The organism is Collinsella aerofaciens (assembly GCF_901212495.1).
GTDB lineage: Bacteria > Actinomycetota > Coriobacteriia > Coriobacteriales > Coriobacteriaceae > Collinsella > Collinsella aerofaciens_H.
Map to the genome: position 1 here is coordinate 39,097 of NZ_CAAKNY010000086.1, position 24,477 is coordinate 63,573.

The 24,477-nt window shown below is 60.7% G+C and carries 19 protein-coding genes and 1 tRNA gene; 15 read left to right on the forward strand and 5 right to left on the reverse strand.

Going from position 1 to position 24,477, the window contains the following annotated elements; all coding sequences use genetic code 11:
- The first annotated feature begins 2 nt into the window (after positions 1-2).
- Together pglZ and SFLMC1_RS10915 are read left to right on the forward strand one after the other, a co-directional pair.
- Positions 3-2,624, forward strand: coding sequence for a BREX-1 system phosphatase PglZ type A (gene pglZ / locus SFLMC1_RS10910; protein WP_152073700.1), 2,622 nt, complete (start codon positions 3-5; stop codon positions 2,622-2,624).
- Between the two features lie 27 nt (positions 2,625-2,651).
- Positions 2,652-2,873: a hypothetical protein gene (locus SFLMC1_RS10915; RefSeq protein WP_152073701.1), complete on the forward strand. Its 222-nt coding sequence runs from the start codon at positions 2,652-2,654 to the stop codon at positions 2,871-2,873.
- Positions 2,874-2,988: 115 nt separating this feature from the next.
- Here SFLMC1_RS10915 and SFLMC1_RS10920 read toward each other — a convergent pair whose 3' ends face one another.
- A complete protein-coding gene (locus SFLMC1_RS10920; protein WP_152073702.1) occupies positions 2,989-4,590 on the reverse strand; it encodes a potassium/proton antiporter in 1,602 nt (533 codons plus the stop codon).
- A 325-nt stretch (positions 4,591-4,915) separates the two neighbouring features.
- Between SFLMC1_RS10920 and SFLMC1_RS10925 the strand changes: the two genes are divergently transcribed.
- Positions 4,916-5,755, forward strand: a complete 840-nt coding sequence (locus tag SFLMC1_RS10925) for a metallophosphoesterase family protein (protein ID WP_152073703.1) — start codon at positions 4,916-4,918, stop codon at positions 5,753-5,755.
- A gap of 365 nt (positions 5,756-6,120) precedes the next feature.
- On the opposite strand, the gene SFLMC1_RS10930 is transcribed toward SFLMC1_RS10925, so the two are convergent.
- A complete protein-coding gene (locus tag SFLMC1_RS10930) occupies positions 6,121-7,695 on the reverse strand; it encodes a lipopolysaccharide biosynthesis protein (protein WP_226814218.1) in 1,575 nt (524 codons plus the stop codon).
- Positions 7,696-8,073: 378 nt separating this feature from the next.
- Between SFLMC1_RS10930 and pckA the strand changes: the two genes are divergently transcribed.
- The 5 genes from pckA to SFLMC1_RS10955 all read left to right on the forward strand — a co-directional run bounded on the left by pckA (position 8,074) and on the right by SFLMC1_RS10955 (position 12,783).
- Complete coding sequence (gene pckA, locus SFLMC1_RS10935) at positions 8,074-9,744, forward strand: phosphoenolpyruvate carboxykinase (ATP) (protein ID WP_187323965.1); 1,671 nt, start codon at positions 8,074-8,076, stop codon at positions 9,742-9,744.
- 227 nt (positions 9,745-9,971) lie between these two features.
- On the forward strand, positions 9,972-10,691 hold the full coding sequence (locus SFLMC1_RS10940) for a B3/4 domain-containing protein (RefSeq protein WP_152073704.1): 720 nt from the start codon (positions 9,972-9,974) through the stop codon (positions 10,689-10,691).
- 153 nt (positions 10,692-10,844) lie between these two features.
- Positions 10,845-11,294, forward strand: coding sequence for a MarR family winged helix-turn-helix transcriptional regulator (locus tag SFLMC1_RS10945; protein WP_152073705.1), 450 nt, complete (start codon positions 10,845-10,847; stop codon positions 11,292-11,294).
- A 119-nt stretch (positions 11,295-11,413) separates the two neighbouring features.
- A complete protein-coding gene (locus tag SFLMC1_RS10950) occupies positions 11,414-12,268 on the forward strand; it encodes a DegV family protein (protein WP_152073706.1) in 855 nt (284 codons plus the stop codon).
- Between the two features lie 194 nt (positions 12,269-12,462).
- Positions 12,463-12,783 (forward strand): MGMT family protein, encoded by a 321-nt coding sequence (locus SFLMC1_RS10955; protein WP_152073707.1) that lies wholly within the window; start codon positions 12,463-12,465, stop codon positions 12,781-12,783.
- 385 nt (positions 12,784-13,168) lie between these two features.
- Here SFLMC1_RS10955 and trpS read toward each other — a convergent pair whose 3' ends face one another.
- Together trpS and SFLMC1_RS10965 are read right to left on the reverse strand one after the other, a co-directional pair.
- Positions 13,169-14,218: a tryptophan--tRNA ligase gene (trpS, locus tag SFLMC1_RS10960; protein ID WP_152073708.1), complete on the reverse strand. Its 1,050-nt coding sequence runs from the start codon at positions 14,216-14,218 to the stop codon at positions 13,169-13,171.
- Positions 14,219-14,376: 158 nt separating this feature from the next.
- Entirely contained in the window at positions 14,377-15,576 is a 1,200-nt protein-coding gene (locus SFLMC1_RS10965) for a glycosyltransferase family 4 protein (protein WP_152073709.1), read from the reverse strand.
- 535 nt (positions 15,577-16,111) lie between these two features.
- On the opposite strand from SFLMC1_RS10965, the gene SFLMC1_RS10970 reads away from it, so the two are divergent.
- From SFLMC1_RS10970 to proB, 5 genes are all read left to right on the forward strand, one after another.
- Complete coding sequence (locus SFLMC1_RS10970; protein WP_152073710.1) at positions 16,112-17,050, forward strand: radical SAM protein; 939 nt, start codon at positions 16,112-16,114, stop codon at positions 17,048-17,050.
- A 212-nt stretch (positions 17,051-17,262) separates the two neighbouring features.
- Positions 17,263-17,335, forward strand: a tRNA-Ala gene (locus SFLMC1_RS10975).
- Positions 17,336-17,398: 63 nt separating this feature from the next.
- Positions 17,399-17,857: a hypothetical protein gene (locus tag SFLMC1_RS10980; protein WP_152073711.1), complete on the forward strand. Its 459-nt coding sequence runs from the start codon at positions 17,399-17,401 to the stop codon at positions 17,855-17,857.
- 81 nt (positions 17,858-17,938) lie between these two features.
- On the forward strand, positions 17,939-19,444 hold the full coding sequence (locus SFLMC1_RS10985; protein ID WP_152073712.1) for a nicotinate phosphoribosyltransferase: 1,506 nt from the start codon (positions 17,939-17,941) through the stop codon (positions 19,442-19,444).
- An 80-nt stretch (positions 19,445-19,524) separates the two neighbouring features.
- Complete coding sequence (gene proB / locus SFLMC1_RS10990; RefSeq protein WP_152073713.1) at positions 19,525-20,652, forward strand: glutamate 5-kinase; 1,128 nt, start codon at positions 19,525-19,527, stop codon at positions 20,650-20,652.
- A 209-nt stretch (positions 20,653-20,861) separates the two neighbouring features.
- Here proB and SFLMC1_RS10995 read toward each other — a convergent pair whose 3' ends face one another.
- On the reverse strand, positions 20,862-22,280 hold the full coding sequence (locus tag SFLMC1_RS10995) for an alpha/beta fold hydrolase (RefSeq protein ID WP_152073714.1): 1,419 nt from the start codon (positions 22,278-22,280) through the stop codon (positions 20,862-20,864).
- Between the two features lie 113 nt (positions 22,281-22,393).
- On the opposite strand from SFLMC1_RS10995, the gene SFLMC1_RS11000 reads away from it, so the two are divergent.
- Positions 22,394-23,680: a glutamate-5-semialdehyde dehydrogenase gene (locus SFLMC1_RS11000; protein WP_152073715.1), complete on the forward strand. Its 1,287-nt coding sequence runs from the start codon at positions 22,394-22,396 to the stop codon at positions 23,678-23,680.
- Positions 23,681-23,853: 173 nt separating this feature from the next.
- Entirely contained in the window at positions 23,854-24,453 is a 600-nt protein-coding gene (locus SFLMC1_RS11005) for an HD domain-containing protein (protein WP_152073716.1), read from the forward strand.
- Positions 24,454-24,477 lie beyond the last annotated feature (24 nt).

The window sequence follows — 24,477 nt, forward strand, 5'->3', positions numbered from 1 at the left end:
CCATGAAGCTTGCAGATATTACATCCGAGCTGCTGCATTTGTTTGCAGGTCAGGACGCCGATTGCGGGGGCGCCATTGTTGTATGGCATGATCCGTCCGGTGAATTTGAGGATATGCTTGCAGATTTGGAGTTGCCGGGCGTCAGCGTTCTCGTTGATCGCGAGGGTGGTCGGTTTGCTATCAAGCGTAAGCTCAATGGTGACTTGGGCGGACGTAAGGTGCTTATATATCGTCGCTGCGTAGGGGAGCCGTCTGGCGATTGGCTGGCGGATGTTGAAGCGCGTTGCGTCCCGTTTGCCGCCGACTATGTTTCTGTGCAGCTACGCGAGATCGGCGCAGTTGATTCGTATGAGATGCGCGCGGCGCTTGAATCCCATAAAGCTTTTTTTGCCAAGCGCCGCAACGTTATAAAGCTCAACAAGTTGCTACATTCATCGAGAGAAGTCGCTGTTGAGACCGTCGATGAGCTTGAACTTGGCATTTTGGCTACCTGCTTGGGTGTCAGCGCGCTCGATCCCGCGGCAATCGTATCAGGCTATTTGGCACTCCTGCACGAGGGCAATGCTGATCAGGTGGTTGTCCTACTTGCTGAATATGAGATGAATGGCTATTTCTGCGATCTCATTCGTCATTGGTGTGGTTTTGAGGGGAACGCGCTCGAGCTATCTCGTGTTCCCGAGTTGCTGGTCCACGTGTTGCTCACCGCCTGCTCACGGTCGGTGACGGGTGGATGTCTGGACGCGCTGTCGGGACGCTTCTCTTCCCAGGCTGTTCACGCCGCGTTCTGCCGCGCTTGCGTTGATCATTGGGTTCGTGGCGGTAATCGTCTATTGCTGTTGAGTATGACAACGGCGGTAGAGCGTGAGCTTGAGCTTGGAAAGATACTCGCTGACGTTGGTCTTGACTGTATTGCCGGAGCCGACGTCTTTCCCTGCATCGATGCTGCCATTCTGCGCATGCTGTTTGAGCGGGTACGTCTGTCTGTGGATGCTGCTGATGAGGTTTTGTCGGTCGTCGTCTCTCGTCGCGGATCGCTCTGGTATGAGGAACTTGCCTGCTATTATCGCGGCGTTTCGGCTGCAGCTCATATGCAGCGTTTTTATCGCGACCATGTAGAGGGTTTTGCGGGCATGGGGGCTTTGGCCCTTTGGGGTTCTTATGCCAGCGATTTCTATCGCATGGACGCTTGGTACCGTGAGCTGGTGACAGAGTTCGCCGGTGCCTTTAGAGCGGGGGAGTACGAGCTCGATGAAGACTTCCGCGCCTGCTTTGAGTCGATGGAAGCTTTGTATAAAGGCTGGTTTCTTAAGGAGCTCTCTCGCCGTTGGGCAAGCGCGTCGGGCGACGCATTGGGCTTGCAGGGATATGTGAAAGGTATTCCGCGTCAGGTTGATTTTGATCTGAGCTACGTTGAGCCTGCGAATCGCCGCGGAAAGCGTATTTGGGTCATCGTATCTGATGCTTTGCGCTATGAGGTTGCTGCAGAGCTCGCAGAGCGTCTTGAGCGCGAGACAAAGGGTCGGTGCGAGCTTGGCGCCGTGCAAGGCGTGTTTCCTTCGATAACCAGATGCGGTATGGCTGCCTTGTTGCCTCATGGAACGATGCGTTACGAGGCATGCGGAGAGGGAGGATCGGGCTTTGGCGTGCTTGTTGACGGGGGGCGCGTCGATACCATCGAATCTCGCCAAAAGGTGATTGGCAAGCATTATGAGGGCGCTGTTGCGGTTCGCTATGACCGTTTTGTCGGCGAGATGGACCGTGCCGAACGCAAGAAAGCCGTGGGAGACGCGAACGTTGTCTATATCTATCACGATCTCATTGATGCCATTGGTGACAAGGCCGCAACCGAGCGCAGGGCGTTTCATGCCTGCGATGAAACAATTGACGAGTTATCGGTGCTGGTCAAGCTCATCGTGCGTGAGTTTATGTCGTCTCGAATCGTCATTACGGCAGATCATGGGTTTCTGTATACCGCAGAGCCGCTTGCCGAATATGATCATACGAGTGTTGCGGACGTGGCGGATGACGTCATTGAGGCTGGACGCCGCTGGGCTGTTGCCTCGAGCGATTCTGAGTCCGATACGCTGCTTAAGGTTGCTCTACCCGCATCTGCTGGTAGCCTCGTGGGCTTTTCGCCACGTGAATGCGTGCGTTTGCGACGTCCCGGCGGAGGCGAGAACTTTGTCCATGGCGGCATCTCATTGCAGGAGATGTGTGTGCCGGTTTTGACCTTTAGCAATAAGCGCGCCGGAACGCGTGGCTTTGTCGCATCGAGCCCCGTTGGCTTGTCCCTCGTTACGCAACTTGAATCCATCTCGAATACGTCTTTCTTCCTGGAATTTCTGCAAGATGAGGTGGTGGTTGGCAAGATTCTTCCTGCGAACTATGAAGTGTTTGTTGTCGATCGCAGCGGAAACCCTGTAACCGACATTGCAAGAATCGTAGCCGATTTGACTGAAGTCGATGCGAGGGCGCGCCGCTTTAAGGTAATGCTGACGGTGCGTCCAACCGTTGAACTTGATGAACGCGCGGAGTATGCACTTTGCCTGAAAAACGCGGATAGCGGCGAAGAGCGTGTTCTTCAGACGCTGCACTTCCATGTTTATCTGGGTCGTGAATGGTAAGTAGGGGCTGAATAGGGAGGCTGCATCATGAAGATCGAAGTTGATGTCGGTCAGCTGCGCGAGAGTCTGCTCGATCGTGCGGGGAGCGCGGCGGGCGTGGGCTTTCCGGCTGCCATGCTCGACGTAGTGGATATCGAGGATGAGTCGCCCCAAGATCTCCTAGCCCGAGCCGAACGCGAAGGCCTCGACCTCCGAGACTTTGCCGTCGATGACGATGATGACGACTACGGCGCGGACGAAGGCTGGTAGCCGCGATTGAACTTCAACCCCATCCCCAAAATAAGTTGCGGTGAAATAGGGACCGTTTGGGCCGGTAGAAGGCCTATTCAATCCCTATTTCACCGCAACTTATGGGTGGGGATGGCTACGACGCCAGCGTGGCGATGACGGCTTCGTCGCCGGCGTATATGAGGGTATTGCCGTCGGGGATGATCGTTTGGCCGTCGCGCTTGAGCATCACCACGATAAACGGGTGCTTACCTTGCGGAACGTCGCGCAGGCGCTGGCCGGCCAGGCGACCGTGGGGCGTCACGGTGACCTCGCGCAGCGTAATCTCGGCACGCTCTTCAAACGTTGGAGCGGCCATAACCAGCAGGTCGCCTTCCTCAATCACGGTATCGCCATTGGGCAGCACCGGGTGCGCGCCATCGCGCAGCACCAGGACCACCAGCATGTCCGTGACGCTGCCAATATCGGCGAGCGAGCGCCCGGCAAACGGATGCCCCGCACCCACCTTGAGCTTGACGAACGACATGCCGTCTTCGTCGCGGTAATCGTTAAAGGTACGGCGCACGTCGCCTTCTGCATCGATCATATCGAGTTTCTTCGCCACTGCAGGCAGCAGCGAACCCTGCACTACAATGCTCGACACGGCAATCACAAAGACCAGGTCAAACAGGTCGTGCCCACCGGGAACACCGGCCACAACGGCAAAGAGGCTAAAGACGACCGAAGCTGCGCCGCGCAGACCCGCCCAGCTTACGAGTGCAACCTGGCGAGGGTTCGTCTTAAAGGGCGCCAGCAGCACGCCAACGGCGATGGGACGGCTCACAAAGAGCATAAACGCCATGAGCGCCAGGCCCGGTAGCAGCATTTGCGGCAGGCGCGCGGGCGTCACGAGCAGGCCCAGCAAAAAGAAGATGGTCATCTCGGCCATCTCGGTAAGGGTGTCGAAGAAGTGCGCCATCTCGACCTTGCCGGTGATGTCGCTCGCACCCAGCACAATGCCTGCCAGGTATACGGCCAAAAAGCCGTTGCCGCCCAGATAGCTCGGCAGCGCGTAGGCGACGATGGCCACGGCGAACAAAAAGATGGTCTGCGCACCCTCAGCCGTTGCGTGCGCGCGCTCAATCAGGCGGCTGGATGTCCAGCCGATGACAAGGCCCAGGCCCACACCCAGGATGATTTGCTTGGCCAGCAGTATGGGAATGTTGATGTCGCCGCCAGCTGCGAGGGTGGCGAGTACCGCGGTGAGCATGTAGGCGACGGGATCGTTGGAGCCCGATTCCACCTCGAGCAGCGAGTCGGTGCCGCCCTTTAGCGAAAGACTGTGCTCGCGCAGCACGCTAAAGACGCTTGCCGCGTCGGTGGATGCCACGACCGATCCCAGTAGCAGGCCGCTGATCCAGTCGAAGCCCAGTACAAAGTGCGCGAACACGCCGGTGATGCCAGCGGTGATGACGACGCCGAGCGAGCTTAGCAGCACTGCGGGCACAGCGATGGGCTTGGCACGGTCGATGTTGGTGTTAAAGCCGCCGTAGAACATGATGAACAGCAGCGCCGTGCCGCAGACGGTTTCGGTGAGCGCATAGTCGCTAAAGTCGATGTGCGCCGGACCGTTGACGCCCAGCAGCATGCCGAGTGCGATAAAGATGAGCAGGGTGGGGAAGGGGAGCTTTTTGCCGACGGGTTTGATGGTCAGGCACAGAATGATGACGAGGCCGATAAAGAGAAGGATCTGGTTCATGGATGGTGTCCGCTCCTGGGTGGTTGGCGTGGCACGGTCAGTTGTCTGCGTTTATTTGTACCCAAAGATGGTGGGTTTATGGGGTTGGATTGCGGGCGTGCGCATTTTCGACACGAGGCCGCGAAGCGAGTGTCGCTGGTCGGGGCGCTGGGCCAGACGGCGTGGCGTGAGCGGCGCGGGTTGGCAGGCGCGCGCTGACGACCGTTGACGGTATGCAACCCTTCCCAGCTTTATTGCAACGGAGTACAATGGGTAACGTTTAAGTTCAACTTGAAGTTTTAGTTGCGGCTCCGGGCTTCGGTCGTAATGCAGGGAAAGGCGTTCCATGGCGATCTTTGTGACATCTGATGCTCACGGGCACGTGCGTGCGCTTGACGAGGCCCTGTCCAAGATTTCGCTGGCTTCCGACGATACGCTGTACGTGCTGGGTGACATGATCGATCGCGGGCCCGATCCGGTTGGCGTTATTAAGCTCGTGCGCTCGCTGCCCAACGCGCGCGTGCTCAAGGGCAACCACGAGCAGATCATGCTCGACGCCATCATTGGCCAGGATCCGCTCGATGCCGAGACCTGGGATATCAACGGCGGTTGGACTACCCGTCAGCAGCTCAACGATATGGAATTTGAGGTGTACGAGGAGCTCGTGCGTTGGATGGCGACGCTGCCGCTTTACGCGGTGGCCGAGACTGACGAGCGTCCGTACCTGCTGGTGCATGCCGGTATTGAGACCGAGGCGGCGCGTGCGTTTTTGCTTGAGCATGGTGTCGATTGCGCCGATGGCAGGGGAGCGGTCGATGCCAATAGCGAGTTGCTACAGCAAATGCTTGCCGTGCAGTCTTCCGATGACTTGCTGTGGATTCGCCATGGCTATTGGGATGCTCCGACGGGGTTGCTTTCTGCCGAGGGCAAGGGTCCGATCGTGGTGAGCGGTCACACGCCCACGGTGTCGCTCGGGCGTTATTGCGAGGTAGGGGGGCTGGCGGGGCTTGATGAGGAGTCGGGCCGTGGGCAGATTGTGCGCCTGGGCGGCGAGGATACCGCCGGCGTGCCCGATCGCATCGACATCGACTGCGCCGCCGCCACTGGGTCGGAGTTTGGCCGCGTAGGTATCCTGCGTCTAGACGATGGGGCCGAGTTTTACGCGAACATCAACCCAGGCGAATAACCGGTGCAAGGGGTAGCTAATTTGGGACGGGGCTTTTTTGACTACCCTTGGTGCAATGGGGTCAGAAATGAGGAGCGCCCGCGGCAGCGCGAAAATTCTCGAAAAACCGTCGCAACGGAGTCAAACGACCTCGCGACGGTTCTTTTTTGGGTGCCCGCTGGCTAAGTGAGTAGACTTTTTTGGAAATGCCGAGCAGCCGGCAAATTTGCCTCAACAAAACCGCAGGTCACTGACTTGTGTTTTGCCGGTGTGGTCAGGGATTCGGCAAAAGTCTACTCACTTAGTTTTGCGTGATGCATATTGTCCGCAACGAGGCTCCAGCCGGGGTGATTCCATCGCTAATTCCGGTGACCGGGGGCAGCTAATTAGGCGCCGTAGGGGTTGCGGTCGCGTTCGATGCGTTGGCGGATGTGGGCGTACTCGATAATCAGTAGCACCAGGAGCAGGGCCATGATGGCTAGGTAGCTCACCACAGCGCCCATCAGACCCAGCAGCTTAATCAGGATCACCGGCAGCACCACGCTTACGGCGAAGCAGATCAGGTAGATCTTGGTGACATCGCTGGCGTGGCGCAACACCGTGATAATGGCGTAGATAAAGTCGATTGCCGCGGTGACGCCGCCGGCGACAACCATTAGCAGTGCCAATGTGCGGTAGCGCTCAAAGTTGAGGCCGTACATAAAGCTCATGAGGGGAATGCCTGGGCCTGCCATAAATGCGGCGCACACGCCGGTGATGGCCACGATCAGCGCCATAACGGCAGTAATAATCAAGTCAAAGCGGCGACGCTTACGCGGATTCGCCCAAATGCTCGACAGACGCAGGAGCTGCGGTTTATAGATAAATCCGATGCTCAGCAAAATAGCCTGCGCCGGAAAGAACAGGGCATTAAAGTACAGCTGATACTTATAGGCCAGCGTGCCCTCCATCACAAACTTGGGCATGCTCTCGATAAGGTTGAACAGGAACAGAGCACCAAAAAGCGGGGCGCACTGGACAAACAGGTGACCGACCTCGCGCAGGCTCACGCGGCGCGATTTTTCGGTCTCGAGCAGGGCGAGCGGCGCGGTGACCAGCACGAGCGAGGCGATGGCGGTGACACCCATGGCCATGGCCGCGATGGGCATGCTGCGCGTGAGGAACAGTGCCACGCTAAAGATTGCGATGACACCGGCGGAACGCAGCGTTTGGCTCATGCCGGCCAAATAGAGTTTGTCGGCCTGCTGCAGGCGGCCCTCGTACACGTCGGCGACGCCGTCGATCACCTTATACAGGTAGACGCCCAGGCCGATCATCGCCATCTGCGCGTCATAGCCGCGGGCGCTGCTGTACATGAGGCCGCAGCCTAGGGCGAGCGCTCCGCAGAGCCAGCGGTTGAGCTGGTAGGAGGCGAAGGAGGTTTTTTCGTCGATGTCCGAGACCTGGAAATTGCGTACGCCGTAGTTGCATGCGATCATGATGAGCGTGCCGGTGACAAAGGCGATGGAGAATTTACCGGCCTCCTCGGCGCCTACGAGCTGCGTCGACACAATGGTGAGCAGCGGAAACGCCATGCCCCATACGGCGGTGCCCAGGGTATTCCAGAGGTAGTCGCGACGGGTGGCGTGATCTTCGTACTCGGCTTCTTGCGTGGAGAAGCCGCCGCCGTAGACAGCACCGAGTAGGCGGTTCCACCAGGCATTGACCATGCGGTGGATGGGGCCGGGTTGGCGATTGCGCCCGCGGCGATGGCGCGTGGCCTGGCTGCTGTCGGGGCCGCCGGCGTTGCGCTGGCTCAGCTCCTGGATGTGCGCGAGCTCTTCGGCCGTGTGGGAGGCGGGGAACAGGCCGTTCTCGATGCGTCCGCCTTGCCCGTGCGCCCCGCCCGATACGGTGGGGTCGGTGACGCCGTTGCGGCGGGCGATGGCGCGGCGGATGCTATCGAGGGGCGTGATGCTCAAGGCGGAGTCCTTTCTCTTACTGCGCTCTAGTATAGCCACGGTGGTATCGATTCGTATTTTTGAACAGGTTGTTCAATAATTTCGGCGGCGCCATTCAGTAGTAGGCACTTAGGGACGTTCCTTATGTGCCGGCACTTTAGGAACGTCCCTAAGTGCCGGCATCTGGGGACGCTCCTTGAATGTTGCCTGTTCAAGAGTGCCCCAACGACTAGTCGTTTAAGAACGTCCCCAATGACTAGGCCGCTTGCGTGCGATTTTTGACCGTTGAGCGGGCGCCTTGCCGTTGCCGCAAAAACGTTTTTGCATATCGGGTACAACGGGCTTTACGTGAGTAAAGTGCGCGTCGCTTCCACGTGACGCACTTTTAAAGGAGGCCCCATGCCTGGCGTTACCCCTGCAGAAGTTCTGTCCAACTTTGGTATTACGCTCGTTGAAGATCCCGCCGAGAATCAGCCTCGTCTGCTGGTCGATCTACCCGCCGCGGAGCTCGTCGAGCATGCCATCCGCCGCAATGAAGGCCGCATGGCCTCCAACGGCGCGCTGGTGATCGAGACGGGAGAGCGCACTGGCCGATCGCCCAACGACCGCTTTATCGTCGATACGCCCGACGTGCACGACAAGATTGCCTGGGGTGCCGTCAACCGCTCGCTTTCTGCCGAGAGCTACGAGGCCATCAAGGCCGGCATCGTCGACTATCTCAATGAGCGCGACGTGTTCGTCACGCGCGGTATGGCCGGTGCCGACCGCAACCATACGCGTCGCCTGCTTGTCGCCTGCGAGCGTGCCAGCCAGGCGCTCTTTATTAAGCAGATGCTCGCCCGCCCGCTTGCCCGCGAAATCGCACGCACCGGCGAGCCGGACTTTTGCGTCCTTGCCGCACCCGGCTATCAGTGCGATCCTGCCACCAAGGGCCTCAACTCCAGCGCCGCGGTGGTTATCAATTTCCAGGAGCGCGTGATTCTGGTCGCTGGCACCGGCTACTCCGGCGAGATTAAAAAGTCCATCTTCAGCGTTATGAATTACCTGCTGCCCGTCGAGGACGACGTGCTGCCCATGCATTGCTCGGCCAGTATGGACCCCGTCACGCATGAGACCGCCGTGTTCTTTGGCCTGTCCGGCACCGGCAAGACTACGCTTTCGGCCAACCCCACGCGCCTGCTGATCGGCGACGACGAGCACGGTTGGTCCGACATGGGGATCTTCAACATCGAGGGCGGCTGCTACGCCAAGTGTGAGGGCCTGGACGCGTTCCACGAGCCCGAGATCTTCAACGCCGTCCGCTTTGGCGCCATCTGCGAAAACGTGGTGCTCGACGAGAGCCGCAAGCCCAACTACGACGACGTCTCGATCACGCACAACACGCGCGTGGCCTACCCTGTGGAGCACATTCCCAACGCGTGGACCAAGGGCATGGGCACCACTCCGAGCGTCGTGCTGTTCCTGACCTGTGACGCCTTTGGCGTGTTGCCGCCCATCTCACGCCTGACGGCCGATGCCGCCATGTACCACTTTGTGACGGGCTTTACGGCCAAGATCCCCGGCACGGAGGTCGGCGTCACCGAGCCCACGCCCACGTTTTCCTCGCTGTTTGGCGAGCCGTTTATGCCGCTCGACCCCATGGTCTACGCTAAGATGCTCGGCGAGCGCATCGCCGACGGCCGCACGCACGTCTACCTGGTCAACACCGGCTGGATTGGTGGCGGCTACGGCGTGGGTCATCGCATCGAGCTGGCCTATACGCGCTCACTGGTCGCTCGCGCCCTCGACGGCACCATCGAAGAGAGCGAGTTCGTGCACGACGACATCTTTAACGTCGACATTCCCACCACGTGCCATGGCGTGCCCGACGGCATTCTGGTGCCGCGACAGTACTGGCAGAGCACCGCGCGCTACGACGAGGCAGCGCACAACCTGGCAGTGATGTTCGAGGAGAACTTCGAGAAGAAGTACTCGCACCTGCCCGAGTCCGTCAAGGCCGCCGGTCCGCACGCCCAGGTGCCCGCCGAGGCCCGTCATCGCGGTCGCGGCCTGCTGGGGCTCCGCCACTAGCTTCGCCTTGGACCCAAAACCACCATAAAGGGGGCAGGCATCTTTACGGTGGTTTTGCTTGCGCGGATGACTCGGGTTACAATATATCTGACATATCGTCCCCTTCTCCGGATGGGGGCAGCGTAAGCGCTCTTGTGGCGGCACCGTAGGACTTTGAAGGTGGCCGTCGTAAGGGCGCTTTTTGTTTGGGCGCCCGGGCTCGGGCGCATGCTAGAAAGGGAGCACGTATGAAGAGTTTCGTTGCCGAGGATTCGTTTTGGGAGCTGTTTCCGCAGGCAGCTATCGGCGTTGTGGTCGTAAAGGGCATGAAGCCCGCGGCGCAGATTTCCCAGGAGGACGTGGACGCGATTGCCGCGTTGCTCGACCGCGCCAATATCGATGCGGAGCGTCACCTGACGAGTGATACCATCAGCGAGAATGCGCCGGTTAAGGCATGGCGCGAGGCGTATCGCCTGTTCAAGACCAAGAAGGGCGCGCGTTGCTCAGTTGAGAACCTGCTCAAGCGCGTGCTCAAAGGCAAGCCGGTCGGCCACATCACGCCGGCGGTGGATATCTACAACACGATTTCGTTGACTTATGCGCTGCCCGTTGGCGGTGAGGATTTGCGTGCTATTGAGGGCAATCTGCGCCTGGCGGTGACCGACGGCGGCGATGCGTTCTTGCCGCTTGGCGAGGAGGCGGATGATCCGACACTGCCCGGTGAGCTTGCCTATATCGATGATGTGGGCGCCGTGTGTCGTTGCTGGAACTGGCGCGATTGCGTTCGCACGGCGCTGTCCGACGATTCGGCCGATGCGTTCCTGGCGATTGAGTGTGTAGAGCCCGAGCGGATGGGGGATTGCCAGGCCGCGATCGATCGCTTGGCCGAGCTGCTCGAGCGGTATCTGGGTGCCACCGTTCTGGTTAAGACACTTGTGACCCGCGATAACCCGCGCGTGGAGCTGTAACTCGGCCCAAAACCACCACAAAGGTGTACTGTCTCCTTTGTGGTGGTTTTTATGTTAATGGGTTAACAAATGGGATATTTGGGTATGCGTGTTGCCTAGTGCGGCTAAGATGTTCACCCGTTAGCATCATGTAAGCGAAAGGCGGTCGTCACCATGCAGCAGAACGACGAGACACGTTTTGAGGACTTTGTCGGACTGATCAGCGGCCTCTACAAGGAGATTCAGCGCATCAAGACGTCCGAAGGTGCAAGGCTTGGCCTTAAGGGCTCCGATGTCATGTGCCTGTACTATCTTGAGCGCAGCAAGGACGGCCTGACTGGCGCCGACCTCGCCCGCATGGCCGGTGTTACCCGTGCCGCCGTTTCGCGCACACTGGCGCATCTGGAGGAGGGCGGCTACGTCGAGGTCGACGACTCGGGTGATGCGGCCGTCAAGTACCGTGCCCCGGTGCGCCTGACCGCCCTGGGCGGCGAGAGCATGAGCGAGGCCGATCGCATCATTCGCGATGTGCTCGATGCCACCGGCAAGGCCATGGGCGTGGAGCAGCGCGAGCAGATGTATGCGTCGCTTCGCACGATTCTCAACACCCTGCGCGAGATGTAGAGCCGCGTAGGCGCTAGCTTTCAGCCAACAACTGCATCGTCCCGTTTGAGCGCGCACGCCGTGCTGGGATCTTGTTGTCAAAATTCCCTGCGCGAGACCTGCGCAAGAAAGGATTCGCTATGTCCGTCCGCATTATTACCGATTCCGCCAGTGATATGTCTCCGGCGGAGCATCCCGCTCTGTGTGTTCTGTCGCTGTCCGTCACCTTTGGCACCGATGTGTACATGGATGGCGTCGACATCGATCACCAGCGCTTTTACGAGATGCTCGTGGAGCGTGACGAGCTGCCCAAGACCGGTCAGGTCAACCCGTACGCCTTTTCACAGGCGATTGCCGAAGCACGTGAGGCCGGCGACGAGGCCGTGATTATTACCGTGGGCGCCAAGCTTTCGGGCACCAACCAGAGTGCTCGTACGGCACTTGCCGAGGCGCCGGGCGGCGACGTGTATGTGGTGGATAGCAACAACGTCACCCTGGGCGAGCGCGTGCTGGTCGAGTATGCGCTGCGCTTGGTGGACGAGGGCCGCAGTGCAGCCCAGATCGCGGCTGCGGTCGAGGCCGTCCGCGACCGCGTGGTGGTTATCGGCCTGCTCGAGACGCTGGAGTACCTGGTGCGCGGCGGTCGTCTGTCTGCCGTGGCCGGCGCCGTGGGTACGCTGCTCAACGTGAAGCCTGTGGTGGCTGTCGAGGACGGTCTGATCGTGCAGTTGGGCAAGGCGCGCGGTTCCAAAAACGGTCGAAACCTGTTGAACCAGAAGGTCGAGCAGGCGGGCGGCGTCGACTTTTCCATGCCGCTGGCGCTCGGCTATACGGGCCTTTCGGATGCGGTGCTCAAGAAGTATATCGAGGATAGTGCGGCGCTGTGGGCCGGCCACACCGAGGGTGAGCTGCCCGTCCACATCATCGGCGCCACCATCGGCACCCACGTAGGCCCCGGCGCCGTAGCCGTAGCCTTCTTCCAGCCCGCCAACTAACTTACCTGCCAAAAAGGGACAGGTTTATTTTGGCAGGTTTTATCTGGGCAAACGCTGCCTGCCATGCCGTGTGATCCCTCGGCGACGGCGGGGTTGCAGACCATCGGTCGCACAGAGGCCACAAATGATCTGCAACCCCGCCGTCGCCGAGGGATCATTTGCTTTATGCTGTTGCGGGCGGAAAGGGGTAGGCGATGGCGTCTGAGGGCTTTTTTGAGCGGGTGTACGAGGTGGTCGAGCAGATTCCCGAGGGGATGGTCGCCACGTATGGTCAGGTGGCGCTGCTTGCCGGTCGTCCAAGGAGTGCACGCTATGTGGGCTATGCGCTGCATAGCAACCCACGCCCTGGCCAAATTCCCTGTCATCGCGTGGTGTTTGCCGACGGCCGCATTTGCGAGGGATTTGCGTTTGGCGGCCCCGATGCTCAGCGTGAGCTTCTGCTGGGGGAGGGCGTGACGTTTACCGACCCCATGCACGTCGACCTGGCCGCCTGTCGTTGGCCTGCCGGGCTTTAGCGGCTTGCTCGCGCCAAAACCACCAAAAAGGTGCCCGTCATTTGTGGCGAACGCCGGCACTGGTGTCATTTCCCCAGATAAAACCTGCCAAAATAAACCTGTCCCTTTTTAGTAGGTTTACCGGGGTTAACTTATGGAGACGATGTGGTGGCGTATATTCTCGCCAGAAAGTAAACCACGGTGAACTATATTGTATTCAGCAACGGAGCAGGCAATAGGCGATGAAAAAGCCTGCCCTGTTGAGTTTGATTCGCATTCCTCCCCTCTGTGCGATTCAACGGTGTACTTCGGGAACAGGCCCGCTGGCAACTAACTGCCAGCGGGCCTGTTCCTGTTTCGGGGAGAATTCTAATCTTACCGTCTATGTTGTGCGAAAGCGCTTTGCCTAGTACACCATACCCATGGCGTCCTGAACCTCGGCCAGGGTCTGCTCGGCGATCTCGTTGGCGCGGCGATTGCCCTCGTGCAGTACGTCTTTGACGTAATTCAGGTCGTTCTCGTAGCGCTGGCGACGCTCACGGATCGGGGCGAAGTACTCGTTGACGGCCTCGGTCACGTACTTCTTGAGCTGGCCGGAGCCGCCCATGCCAATCTCCTCGGCAATCTCGACCTCGGAGCGACCGGTGCAGATGGCAGCCGTGGAAAGCAGGCCGGACACGCCGGGGCGGTTTTCGGGATCAAACGTGATCATGCGCTCGGAGTCGGTCTGGCTTTTCTTGATGCGCTTGGCCGTCTCCTCGGCGGTCATCGAGATATTGATGGCGTTGCCGTAGCTCTTGCTCATCTTACGACCGTCCAGGCCCGGCAGCAGCGGGGTCTCGGACAGCAGCGCGTCGACCTCAGGGAACACCTTGCCATAGCGGTTGTTAAAGCGGCGGGCGATGGTGCGGGTGAGCTCGATATGCGGCAGCTGGTCGCGACCGACGGGCACCACGTTGCCCTTGCAGAACAGGATGTCGCAGGCCTGATGCACCGGGTAGGTGAGCAGAAGGCCCGTGAGCTCGTGGCCCGAGGCCTCCATCTCGGCCTTGACCGTGGGGTTGCGCGCCAGCTCGGCCTCGGACACCAGCGACAGGAACGGCAGCATAAGCTGGTTTGCGGCGGGCACGGCGGAGTGCGCGTAGATCATGGTCTTGTCGGGGTCGATGCCGCAGGCAAGGTAGTCCATGACCATGTTGTACACGTTGTCCTGGATATGCTCGGTGGTGTCGCGGTCGGTGATGACCTGGTAGTCGGCGATGAGCACATTGGTCTTGGCACCCATGTTCTGCAGCTCAACACGGCCCTTGAGGGTGCCGAAGTAATGACCCAGGTGCAAGCGTCCGGTCGGGCGGTCGCCGGTGAGCATGGTGAACTTCTCGGGCGTCTTTGCCAGGCCCTCGCGAATGGCGTTGCTCGTTTGCAGCGCGACTTCGTAGCTGTTCTCGTTTGGCATGATTGCTCCTAACGTATGCGTATTGGTCAAAATGATAACGCGTTATTGAAAGGGGTGGGGCGTAAGTGGGTGAGGTGCCGGTAGGGCGAGGGCTATGCGGCGCTCACGACGCGGTCGCGAGCAGCCAGCAGCAATGAGTCACTTCCTCGGCAATAAACCTAGCGCCTGTGGTGGCGCTCATCCTTGCGCTCCTCGGCTGCCTGCTCCTCCTGTTTAAAGGCGGGGTCGTCGGGGGTTACCAGCTCGTCCTCGTGCGTGCGCTTATTGTAATGGTGGCGCAGGACGGGCTCAAACAGGTGCAGGTGCTTGGCGAAGGCGGCCGAGCCAATGGCGAGCACGACAAAGATGAGCACGCGCGTGGGCACCTCGACCTGATTGATCGTGGCAGCGCCGGCCGAAAGCATGATGCACCAGGCGTAGATGAGCAGCACGGCCTGCTTTTGGTTGTAGCCCTCTTGGATCAGGCGGTGGTGGATGTGGCCCTTGTCGGCCTGTCCGATGCTAATGTGGGCCCGCTTGCGGCGCACGATGGCGCTGAACGTGTCGATGATGGGTACGCCTGCCACGATGAGCGGGATGATGAGTGAGGTGAGCGCGGCGGTGCGGCTCACGTTGAGTAGCGAGATGGATCCCAAAGCGAAGCCCAACAGCAGCGACCCCGAGTCGCCCAAGAAGATGCTCGCGGGGTTGAAGTTGTAATGCAGAAAAGCCACGCACGAGCCAAAGAGCGCGATCGAGAGCGCGGCGGCGTCGATACGGCCCGAAAGCATGGCCATCGTGAACATGGTGAACGATGCGATGCCGCAAATGCCCGTGGCCAGACCGTCGAGGCCGTCGATGAGGTTGATGATATTGGTGAACGCCACTAAGTAGATCACGGTGATGGGGTAGGCAAGCCAGCCGAGCATAATCTCGCCAGGGGCAAACGGGTTGACGATGACGCCGATCCGCAGGCCGCCCATGCAGGCGATGAGCGCAGCAAGCACCTGGCCGGCCAATTTTTGCTTGGGCTTGAGCTGGAAGACATCATCGATCGCGCCGGTCGCAAAGATCACGGTAAAGGAGAGTGCCAGCACGGGGTAGCTGATGTGCAGGCGCGGGTGCGGCACCAAAACGGGTGGCCAGCCCAGATACCAGGTGCCCATGATCTGCACAATACAGGCGACGACGAGGCCCAAAAAGACCGCGGTGCCGCCCATGCGCGGGATGGGTTTGGTGTTAATGCGGCGCTTTGAGGGATAGTCGACGGCGTCGAGCTTGATTGCCAGGCGCTTGACCAGGGGTACCGTGAGAAAGGTCGTGACAAAAGCCGCGACCGCCACGCATAAGTACGGTATGAAGCTCGTGGAGGAAGCCATGAATCGAAAACCGCCAAGCGTCGAAGGAAAAGGTCAAAAGATGCCATGCCGCAAAGGGTATAGCTGACCCATGATACTCGACCAAGGGGGGTGTAAGGAATTGCATGGGGCGATAATCACGTGCTTACCAGATATTGGGATGTTAGCGGGGGTTCTGCCAAGTGCCGTTGGGTGTCATATGGGATCTGCGATGGCAATTATTGGCAAAATCGGCAAAAGAAAACCACCCCCCACGTTACGAAAATGAACCCACCTAAAACAGGTGGGTGCCCTCATCGACTGTTCCAGCGTCCTTAACAACGAAGGATACCTGTACTAAGTACGACTGTGTGGGCTCCCTAAATAAACGCGACGGTTCACCCAGTTGCTCCGCGGGGGGCGGAATACTTACATCATAAAGCGGCACTTTGTTGATTCCAGTCTTGACATTACAAAAATCGTGTCGGACGATTACGGCGGCTTAGGGACGGAGCCGCCTGTGCGGTCCGGGCCTTAACGTTTGAGCTGCTGAATCATTGTTTTGGAGCATGTTTTTATGCCGACGTCGTTGACCGAACTTTTTTCGCCCGCCTGCCATTTGTGTCCACGCCGTTGCGGCGCGGCACGCGACGAGGGCGCGCACGGCGTATGCGGCGCCGACGACACGCTTAAGGTCGCCCGCGCGGCGCTCCATATGTGGGAGGAGCCGCCCATTTCGGGCGAGGCCGGCTCGGGCACGATTTTCTTTAGCGGCTGTTCGCTCAAATGCGTCTACTGTCAAAACCACGAGATCTCGACGGGCAATTTCGGTCTTGAGATTACGATCGAGCGCTTGGTCGAGATTATGTTGGAGCTGCAGGACCAGGGCGCCAACAATATCAACTTGGTGACTGCGACGCATTATGCTCACCTGCTGCCTGCCGCGATTGCCGCGGCACGGGAGCGTGGGTTGGACATCCCGATCGTCTACAACACGAGTGGTTATGAGCGCGCGAGTGCCGTGGCTGCCCTGGGTGACCTGGTTGATGTGTGGCTTACCGACTTTAAATATGCTGATGCGGCGCTTGCGCAGTCGCTCTCTCATATAAAGGACTACCCACGTGTGGCTGTGTCAGGCCTGGCGCAAATGGCGCGCGAGATCGAGCGCCGCGGGGGAGAGCTGGTAGACGAGGACGGGCTCATGAAGCGCGGCATGATCGTGCGTCATCTGGTGCTGCCGGGACATGCGGACGATTCGTGCCGCGTTCTGGACCTGGTGTGGCAGACGGTGGGCGATGTGCCGATCTCGGTCATGAACCAGTACACGCCCAATGCGCTCATGCGCGAGCAAGGCGGCGACCTGGCACGCGCCGTGACGCGCGAGGAGTACGAGCAGGTGCTCGATCATGCCGATGATCTGGGCTTTACGACGATGTTCTGGCAAGAGGGCGGCGCGGTAGACGAGAGCTTTACCCCGGCGTTTGACACCACCGGCGTCCTCACCAGCGCAAAGTAGCGCGTTCGCCGATGATTTTTCTGGGACGGGGATTAAAAAATCATCCGGTACATGATGATTTTTTAATCCCCGTCCCAGAAAAATCATCGGGTGGCTCGGACATACGAAAGGTAGCCAAAACAGGAAAGGTAGCCAAAACAGCTCCGTCCCAAAAAGACTGGGTATTGGGCGTTGACAGTTGGCGAGCCGTAGGTAAAATATCAACTTGTCTTGGGGACGTAGCTCAGTTGGGAGAGCGCTGCCGTCGCATGGCAGAGGCCGAGGGTTCGACTCCCTTCGTCTCCACCCTTGGATTTGATAAGCCGCTGACATTGTGTCGGCGGCTTTTTTAAAAGAAAGGGCTATACCATGGCCGAGCTTGAGTCCCAACCACTGTCTGCCGAGGAGCGTGCCGAGTTGGAAGAGCTCCGCGCCGAGAAGGCTCGTCGCGAGGCCCAGGAAGAGGCACGCCGCGAGCGTGAGGAGCTGGCCGCCCTGCGTGCCGAGCGCAAGGAGGCCGAGGAGGCCGCTGCGAAGGGCACAGCCGTACCGGCACCTGCGCCCGCACCCAAGCCCGCCGCCGCGAAGCCCGCGCCCACCGCACCCAAACCTCAGCCTAAAAAGGCCGCTCACCCCAAGCCCGTCGAGCCCAAACCGAGCCGTGACGAGATGACCTTTGCCCAGCGCATGGTTACCTCCAAGGAGCCTACGGGCGAGAATGAGATCCCCGGCATGGCTCCAGCTCAAAAAATCATCATCGTGCTCGCCCTCATCGCGTTTATCGTCTTTATGGTCTACACGATCACGGGTAGCATGGGCCTGCACTAACCTGTTCGCGCCGGGCTCCATGCCCGCAGGTCTGTCTCGCCCAACCTCAGCCTCTGCATAACGCATCCGAAAGGTCGCCCCATGGCTTTGACCGACATCTCGCATCCTGCCGACATCGCAATGCTCACCGACCTGTACGAACTCACTATGGCCCAGGGCCTGTGGGAGAGCGGTAAGGCCAATGAGCAGGGTTGTTTTACGGCGTTTTACCGCGACCATCCGTTTGGCAGCGCGTACGCCGTCATGTGCGGCACCGCCGAGCTGCCCGAGCTGGTCGAGAACCTTCGCTTTACGGCCGAGGATATCGACTACCTCGCCTCGCTTCAGGCCCCGGCCGGTGGCGCGATGTTCAAGCCCGGATTCCTCGACTACCTGCACGATTTTCGTGCACACGTGAATATCGACGCCGTCCCCGAGGGCGAGCTTGTCTTTCCGCGCGAGCCCATGGTGCGCGTCACCGGCCCGGCGCTGGAGTGCCAGCTGCTCGAGACCGCGCTGCTCAACATCGTCGGCTTCCAGACACTTGTCGCCACCAAGACGGCGCGCGTGGTGTTGGCGGCGGACGGCCACCCCGTGGCCGAGTTTGGCCTGCGCCGCGCCCAGGGTCCCGATGGCGGCCTGGCCGTCGCGCGCGCGAGCTACGTTGCCGGCTGCTCCTCTACGTCCAACGTGCTTGCCGGGCGCCGCTACGGTATTCCCGTCTTTGGCACGCATGCGCATAGCTGGGTGATGAGCTTTGACTCCGAGCTCGAGGCCTTCCGTGCGTTTGCCAAGTCGAGCCCCAAGAACTGCACGCTGCTCATCGATACCTACGACGTGCGCGAGGGCTGCGAGCATGCCATTACGGTTGCCAAGGAGATGGAGGCGGCGGGCGAGCGCCTGTCGGCTATTCGCATTGACTCGGGTGACCTTGCCAAGCTCTCCAAGTATGTCCGCGGTCGCTTTGACGCCGAGGGTCTGCCCTATGTGGGGATTTCGGTCTCCAACGACCTGGACGAGTACACGATCCAGTCGCTGCTCGACCAGGGCGCACCCATCGACAGCTTTGGCGTGGGCACCAAGCTCGCGACCTGCTACGATCAGCCGGCGCTGGGCGGCGTGTACAAGCTTTCCGCCCGTCGTGCGAGCGATGCGGACCCGTGGACGCCGGTGGTGAAGCTCTCCGAGCAGCCCTACAAGCGCACGATCCCCGGCGTGCAGCGCGTGCGCCGCTATTACGACGGCTTTGGCGGCCCGATCTGCGACATGATCTATGACGAGGACCATCTGGCGGGGGAGGGCGCCGCGCGCGGCAACACCCTCGTGGCTGTAAACGATGCCGCCTTGGTGACCGATGTGTCCGAGCTCGAGTATCGTGAGCTGCTGGTGCCGATTGTGCGCGACGGCAGCGCGGTGGCTCCTCGCGAGAGCATCGAGGACGCGCGCGAGCGTTGTGCCTGGGCGCTCGATCATCTGGACGCTGCCTACAAGCGCTTTCTGTATCCGCAGACCTACGTGGTGGGCATTGAGCAGGGCCTGGCACAGGTGCGCGATGAGCTCGTGCGCAAGAACATGGCCGCGGCATCCGCCTTCCCCTGGGCAAAATGATCCGAAGGGGACGGAGGAAAACGGATCATTTTCTTGCTCGCCCGTTCGCTCGTTCGCTGAACAGTTGATTGGTTTGACGTATGACGACTTCTTATAAAACGATGGTGGTAAAGATCGGCTCGTCTACGGTGGTGGGTGCCGACGGTAAGGTCAACCGCGCGTTTATCGGCGGGCTTGCCGATCAGGCCGCGGCCCTGCGCAAGCTCGGCTGGCGCTTGGTCGTGGTGAGCTCGGGCGCTATCGCCTGTGGCTATCCCGTGCTGGGCTTCGACCGCAAACCGGTCGGCGATCTGCCGAGCCTGCAGGCATGTGCTTCTGCCGGCCAGTGCATCATCTCGTCGGTCTACGACGAGGAGTTCCATGCGCGTGACCTGCTTACCTCGCTCGTGCTGCTCACGCGCCACGATACGGCGCGCCGTACGTCCTACCTGCACGCACGCGACGCTTTGCTGCGCCTGGTGGAGCTGGGCGTGGTGCCGGTCGTCAACGAGAACGACACCGTTACCGTCGACGAGATCAAGTTTGGCGACAACGACACGCTGACGGCCCTCGTGAGCTGCTTGGTTTCGGCGGACCTGTGCGTGACGCTTTCGGACATCGATGGCCTCTATACCGCCAATCCTCACGAGGACCCCACGGCCGAGTTTATCCCGGTCGTGCATAAGATCGATGCCAAGATCATTGCCTCGGCGGGCGATTCTTCGACTTCGGTGGGCACGGGCGGCATGATCACTAAGATTCGCGCGAGTCGCATTCTGATGACGGCGGGCATTCAAAGCGTGATTTGCTCGGGCGAGGAGCCCAATGCGCTCGTGCGCCTGGCCCGCGGCGAGAGCGTGGGAACCCTGTTCGATCCGCCGGCGGAGCGCCTGGACATTGCGCCGCGCAAGCTGTGGATCGCGCTGGGTGACAAGGCACATGGCTCGGTAACGGTTGACGACGGTGCCGCGAAGGCGCTGGTCAGCCGCGGCTCGTCCTTGCTCGCGGTGGGTATTCGCCAGGTCGATGGCCAGTTTGCCGAGGGCGATGTGCTCGATGTGCACGATCCGAGCGGTATGGTCGTCGCCCGCGGTATCGCCGAGGCCGATTCGGACGTGCTGGAGCTTGCCGCCGGACGCCGTCAGGACCAGATTGCCGGCAACCGCCTGCTGGCTGACCTGGCCGAGAAGCCCGCGATCCATAGGGATAATCTGATCGTCTTCGCCTAACCAATTGACGCTGCAAACGCCCCTAAGCGGCAATCTGACGTTCAATCGTCGGGCATGACCAGAAGGTCAATGCCCTCCTCTTTCACGTCACCTTGCTCGCTTGGGGGCGTTTTCGCTTTCTGTCCTCTACATGCGGCATCGTCATTGCCGGTACTTGTCCGGCACTTGGGGACGTTCCTATTGTGCCGGCACTTTGGGAAACTTCTTTGCTAGAAGATTCGGCGCAGGTCTCCGCGGTTGAGGGCTTCGTCGAAGAGGTGCTTGAATACCACGCTGCCGTGCAGGCCGTCGTGCTCGAACTCGTTGGTCACCCAGGCGTGCGAGTTGCCCACGCGGCTGAGCGTGTCGAGCTGCAGGCCCGAATCCACGTACATGTCATCGAAGTACACGGCGGCCTGGAGTGGCACCTCGTTGCAGGCTAAGCGCTGCGGGTCGTAAATCTTGTCCCAGCTGGTGTCTTCCATCAGCAGATCCACCGCGGGCTTGAAGGGCTTAAGTTCGGGCATCTGCTCAAACATCCATGGGAACATGGCCTCGCCGGTAAACATGAGCGGGCGCGCGAGTGTGTCGAACTCGGCACGGTGAGCCTTCTCTTCTGCCGCGGCCCAGCGAATGGGCATGGTATCGCCGTCGGCGTAGATGAACTCCTGCAGCGTCCAGTACAGCGGATTCGTGCGCGTGCTGGTGCACTCGAAGGCGCGCATCAAAAAGCTATCGGATACTGAGGCGCCGCAACTCAGCGTGCCGTCGCCGTCAACAAACGCGTGATCGATCATCCAATGCATGCGCTCAAAGCTTGGCTTCATGCCAAAGTCGCTGCCCATGAGCTGTAGGCGCTCGACTGTCATTGGCGAGCCGTCGGGCAGCACGGGCTTCTGTTCCTCAAGCGCATCGGCAAGAGCCGCCACGCGCTCGAGGTCGGCGGGATAGCGGTCGTAATACTGCTGCGTCTTGGCGGCCATACGCGGGAAGGTGTGCGCGTAGACCTCGCTGGCGCTCGCCGGGACGTGGGGGATGCCACCGCAGGTAAAGCTCGCCGCCACGCCCTCGGGGAAGAGCGACAGGTAGCTCAGCGTCAAAAAGCCGCCGTAGCTCTGCCCGAGCGTGACCCACGGCTTGCCGCCAAAGCCCACGAGGCGTAGGTACTCAAAATCGCGCACGATGGAGCCGGCGAGGTGGCGCTTGAGGAAGTCCGCCTGCGAGCGTGCGGCATCGGAGCCGGCCGCCGTCGCGCGCTCTCCCAGTGCAGCAATCGTGCGCCCGTCTACACAGTTGCTGCGCCCCGTTCCGCGCTGATCGGGCAGGACGACGCGGAAGTGTTTGACGGCTTCCTCGATCCAGCCATCGCTCGTGGGCGAGAGCGGACGCGGGCTCTCGCCGCCGGGGCCGCCCTGCAAAAAGAGGAGGAGCGGCAGGTCGTCGTTGATACGGTCGGGCGCGCAAACCACGCGGTAGAAAAGCTTGATGCTCTCGGGCGCACCGGCGATGGGCGCCGGCATGGCGCCGCGGCGCATGGTGCTGCCGACGGCCAAAAGCATTGGCTCAAGGCCGCGCCAGTCGAGAGGGACATCGATGCTGTGGTCCTCGACATAGAGGCCGGGGACGTGGTACGAAGTGATGAGGGCCATGCGGTACTTCCGTTCATTGCGGTGTTTCGGGTTGACCAATTCTACCGCCGTCAGCGAGGATGCGCATAAATCGGCTACCATGGTTGGCAAACATCCAAGAGAAAGGGCCGTCCATGTCGGTCGATATAGCCACCTATGTTCACGATCTTGCCGTTGAGGCCAAGGCCGCTTCGGGCGCGCTTGCCACGGCGAGCGATGCCCAGCGCCAGGAGGCTGTGCGCGCCATGGCCGCGGCGCTGCGCGATGGCGCTGATTCCATCATGGCCGCCAACGGGCTCGATATGTCCGCCGCGCGCGATGCGGGGACCTCGGCGGGGCTCCTCGACCGCCTGCTGCTGACGCCCGAGCGCGTCGAGGGCATGGCCGCCGGCCTGGAGAAGCTCGCCGAGCTGCCCGATCCCGTGGGCCGCGTGCTCGACCATCGCGTGCTTGCAAGCGGTGTGGACCTCACCCGCGTGAGCGTGCCGCTGGGCCTGGTCGCCATGGTGTACGAGGCGCGCCCCAACGTGACGGCCGATGCCGCGGGCATCTGCATCCGTACCGGCAACGCCTGCATTTTGCGCGGCGGTTCGCTGGCCTACCACTCGTGTGCCATGATTTCTGAGTTGCTGGCCGATGCACTCGAGGCCAAGGGTTTCCCGCGCGAGGCTATCTCGATGATCGAGTCCACCGACCGCGAGGCCACCGGCGAGCTCATGAAGCTCCGCGGCATCGTCGACGTGCTCATTCCGCGTGGTGGTGCGGGCCTGATCCAGCGCTGCGTGCGCGAGTCGCTTGTGCCGGTGATCGAGACGGGCACGGGCAACTGCCATATCTACGTGCATGAATCCGCCGACTTTGACAAGGCGCTCAACATTATCGTCAATGCCAAGACCCAGCGCGTGGGCGTGTGCAATGCCGCCGAGTCGCTGCTGGTCGACCGTGCCGTTGCTGATCGCTTCCTGCCCGCAGTCGTTGCCGTGCTGCACGATCACGGCGTGCTGATTCACGGCGACGAGGCCACGTGCGCCGCATGCGCCGGCGCTGGGCTTGCCGAGGGCGATGACTACGTGGCTGCAACCGAGGAGGACTGGGGCCGGGAGTATCTGGCGCTCGAGATGAGCGTGAAGGTCGTGGCGAACGAGGATGAGGCCATCGCGCATATCAACCGCTACGGTACCATGCACTCCGAGGCCATCGTTGCCGAGGACAAGGATGCTTGCGAGCGCTTCTTGGATGCAGTCGATGCCTCGGCCGTGTACGCCAACGCCAGCACGCGCTTCACTGACGGTGGCGAGTTTGGGCTGGGTGCCGAGATCGGCATCTCGACCCAAAAGCTCCACGCCCGAGGCCCCTTTGCCGCCGAGGCCCTCACCACCTACAAATACAAGCTCCGCGGCACCGGCCAGGTCCGCCCCTAAACCTCCCAAAAAGGGACAGGTTTATTTTGGCAGGTTTTATCTGCGGTTTTGCCGGGGCGACGCGTTCGCCCGGCATTTTTTTCCGCCCGCCTTTTCGGCCTTTCGACTTTCGCCACGGCGATATACGATATTGACACCGTGACTTAGCACTGACGTAACTGGAGGTATCGACCATGTCCCAGACGCTTGCTGCCGGAATCACCCGAGACCGCGCGTTTGAACTGCTCAACGAGCACAACAAAGACCCGTTCCACATCACGCACGGCGAGACCGTCGAGGGCACCATGCGCTACTTTGCGCGCGAGTTCGACCCCGAAAACGAAGATTTTTGGGGCATCGTCGGTCTGCTGCACGACCTGGATTGGGAGGAGCATGAGGACGACCCCATGAACCACACCATCTATGCTGCCGAGATTCTTGAGGGTGAGGGTGCGACCCCCGAGCTTATCCGTGCCATCCAGACGCACACGTCCGATTTCAACTCTTCGCTGCCCAAGCCCGAGTTGCAGATGGAAAAGATCCTGTTTGCCTGCGACGAGCTCACCGGCCTGATCGGCGCCGCCGTCATCATGCGCCCGAGCAAGAGCGTCATGGACTTTACGACCAAGTCGCTCAAAAAGAAATTCAAGGACAAGCGCTTTGCCGCCGGCTGCTCGCGCGATGTAATTTCGCAGGGTGCCGAGATGCTGGGCTGGGAGCTTCCCGAGCTCTTCGACCGCACCATCGCAGCCATGCAGTCCTTCGCCCCCGACCGCGACACCTTCCAGGCCTAACCTGCCAAAAAGGGACAGGTTTAT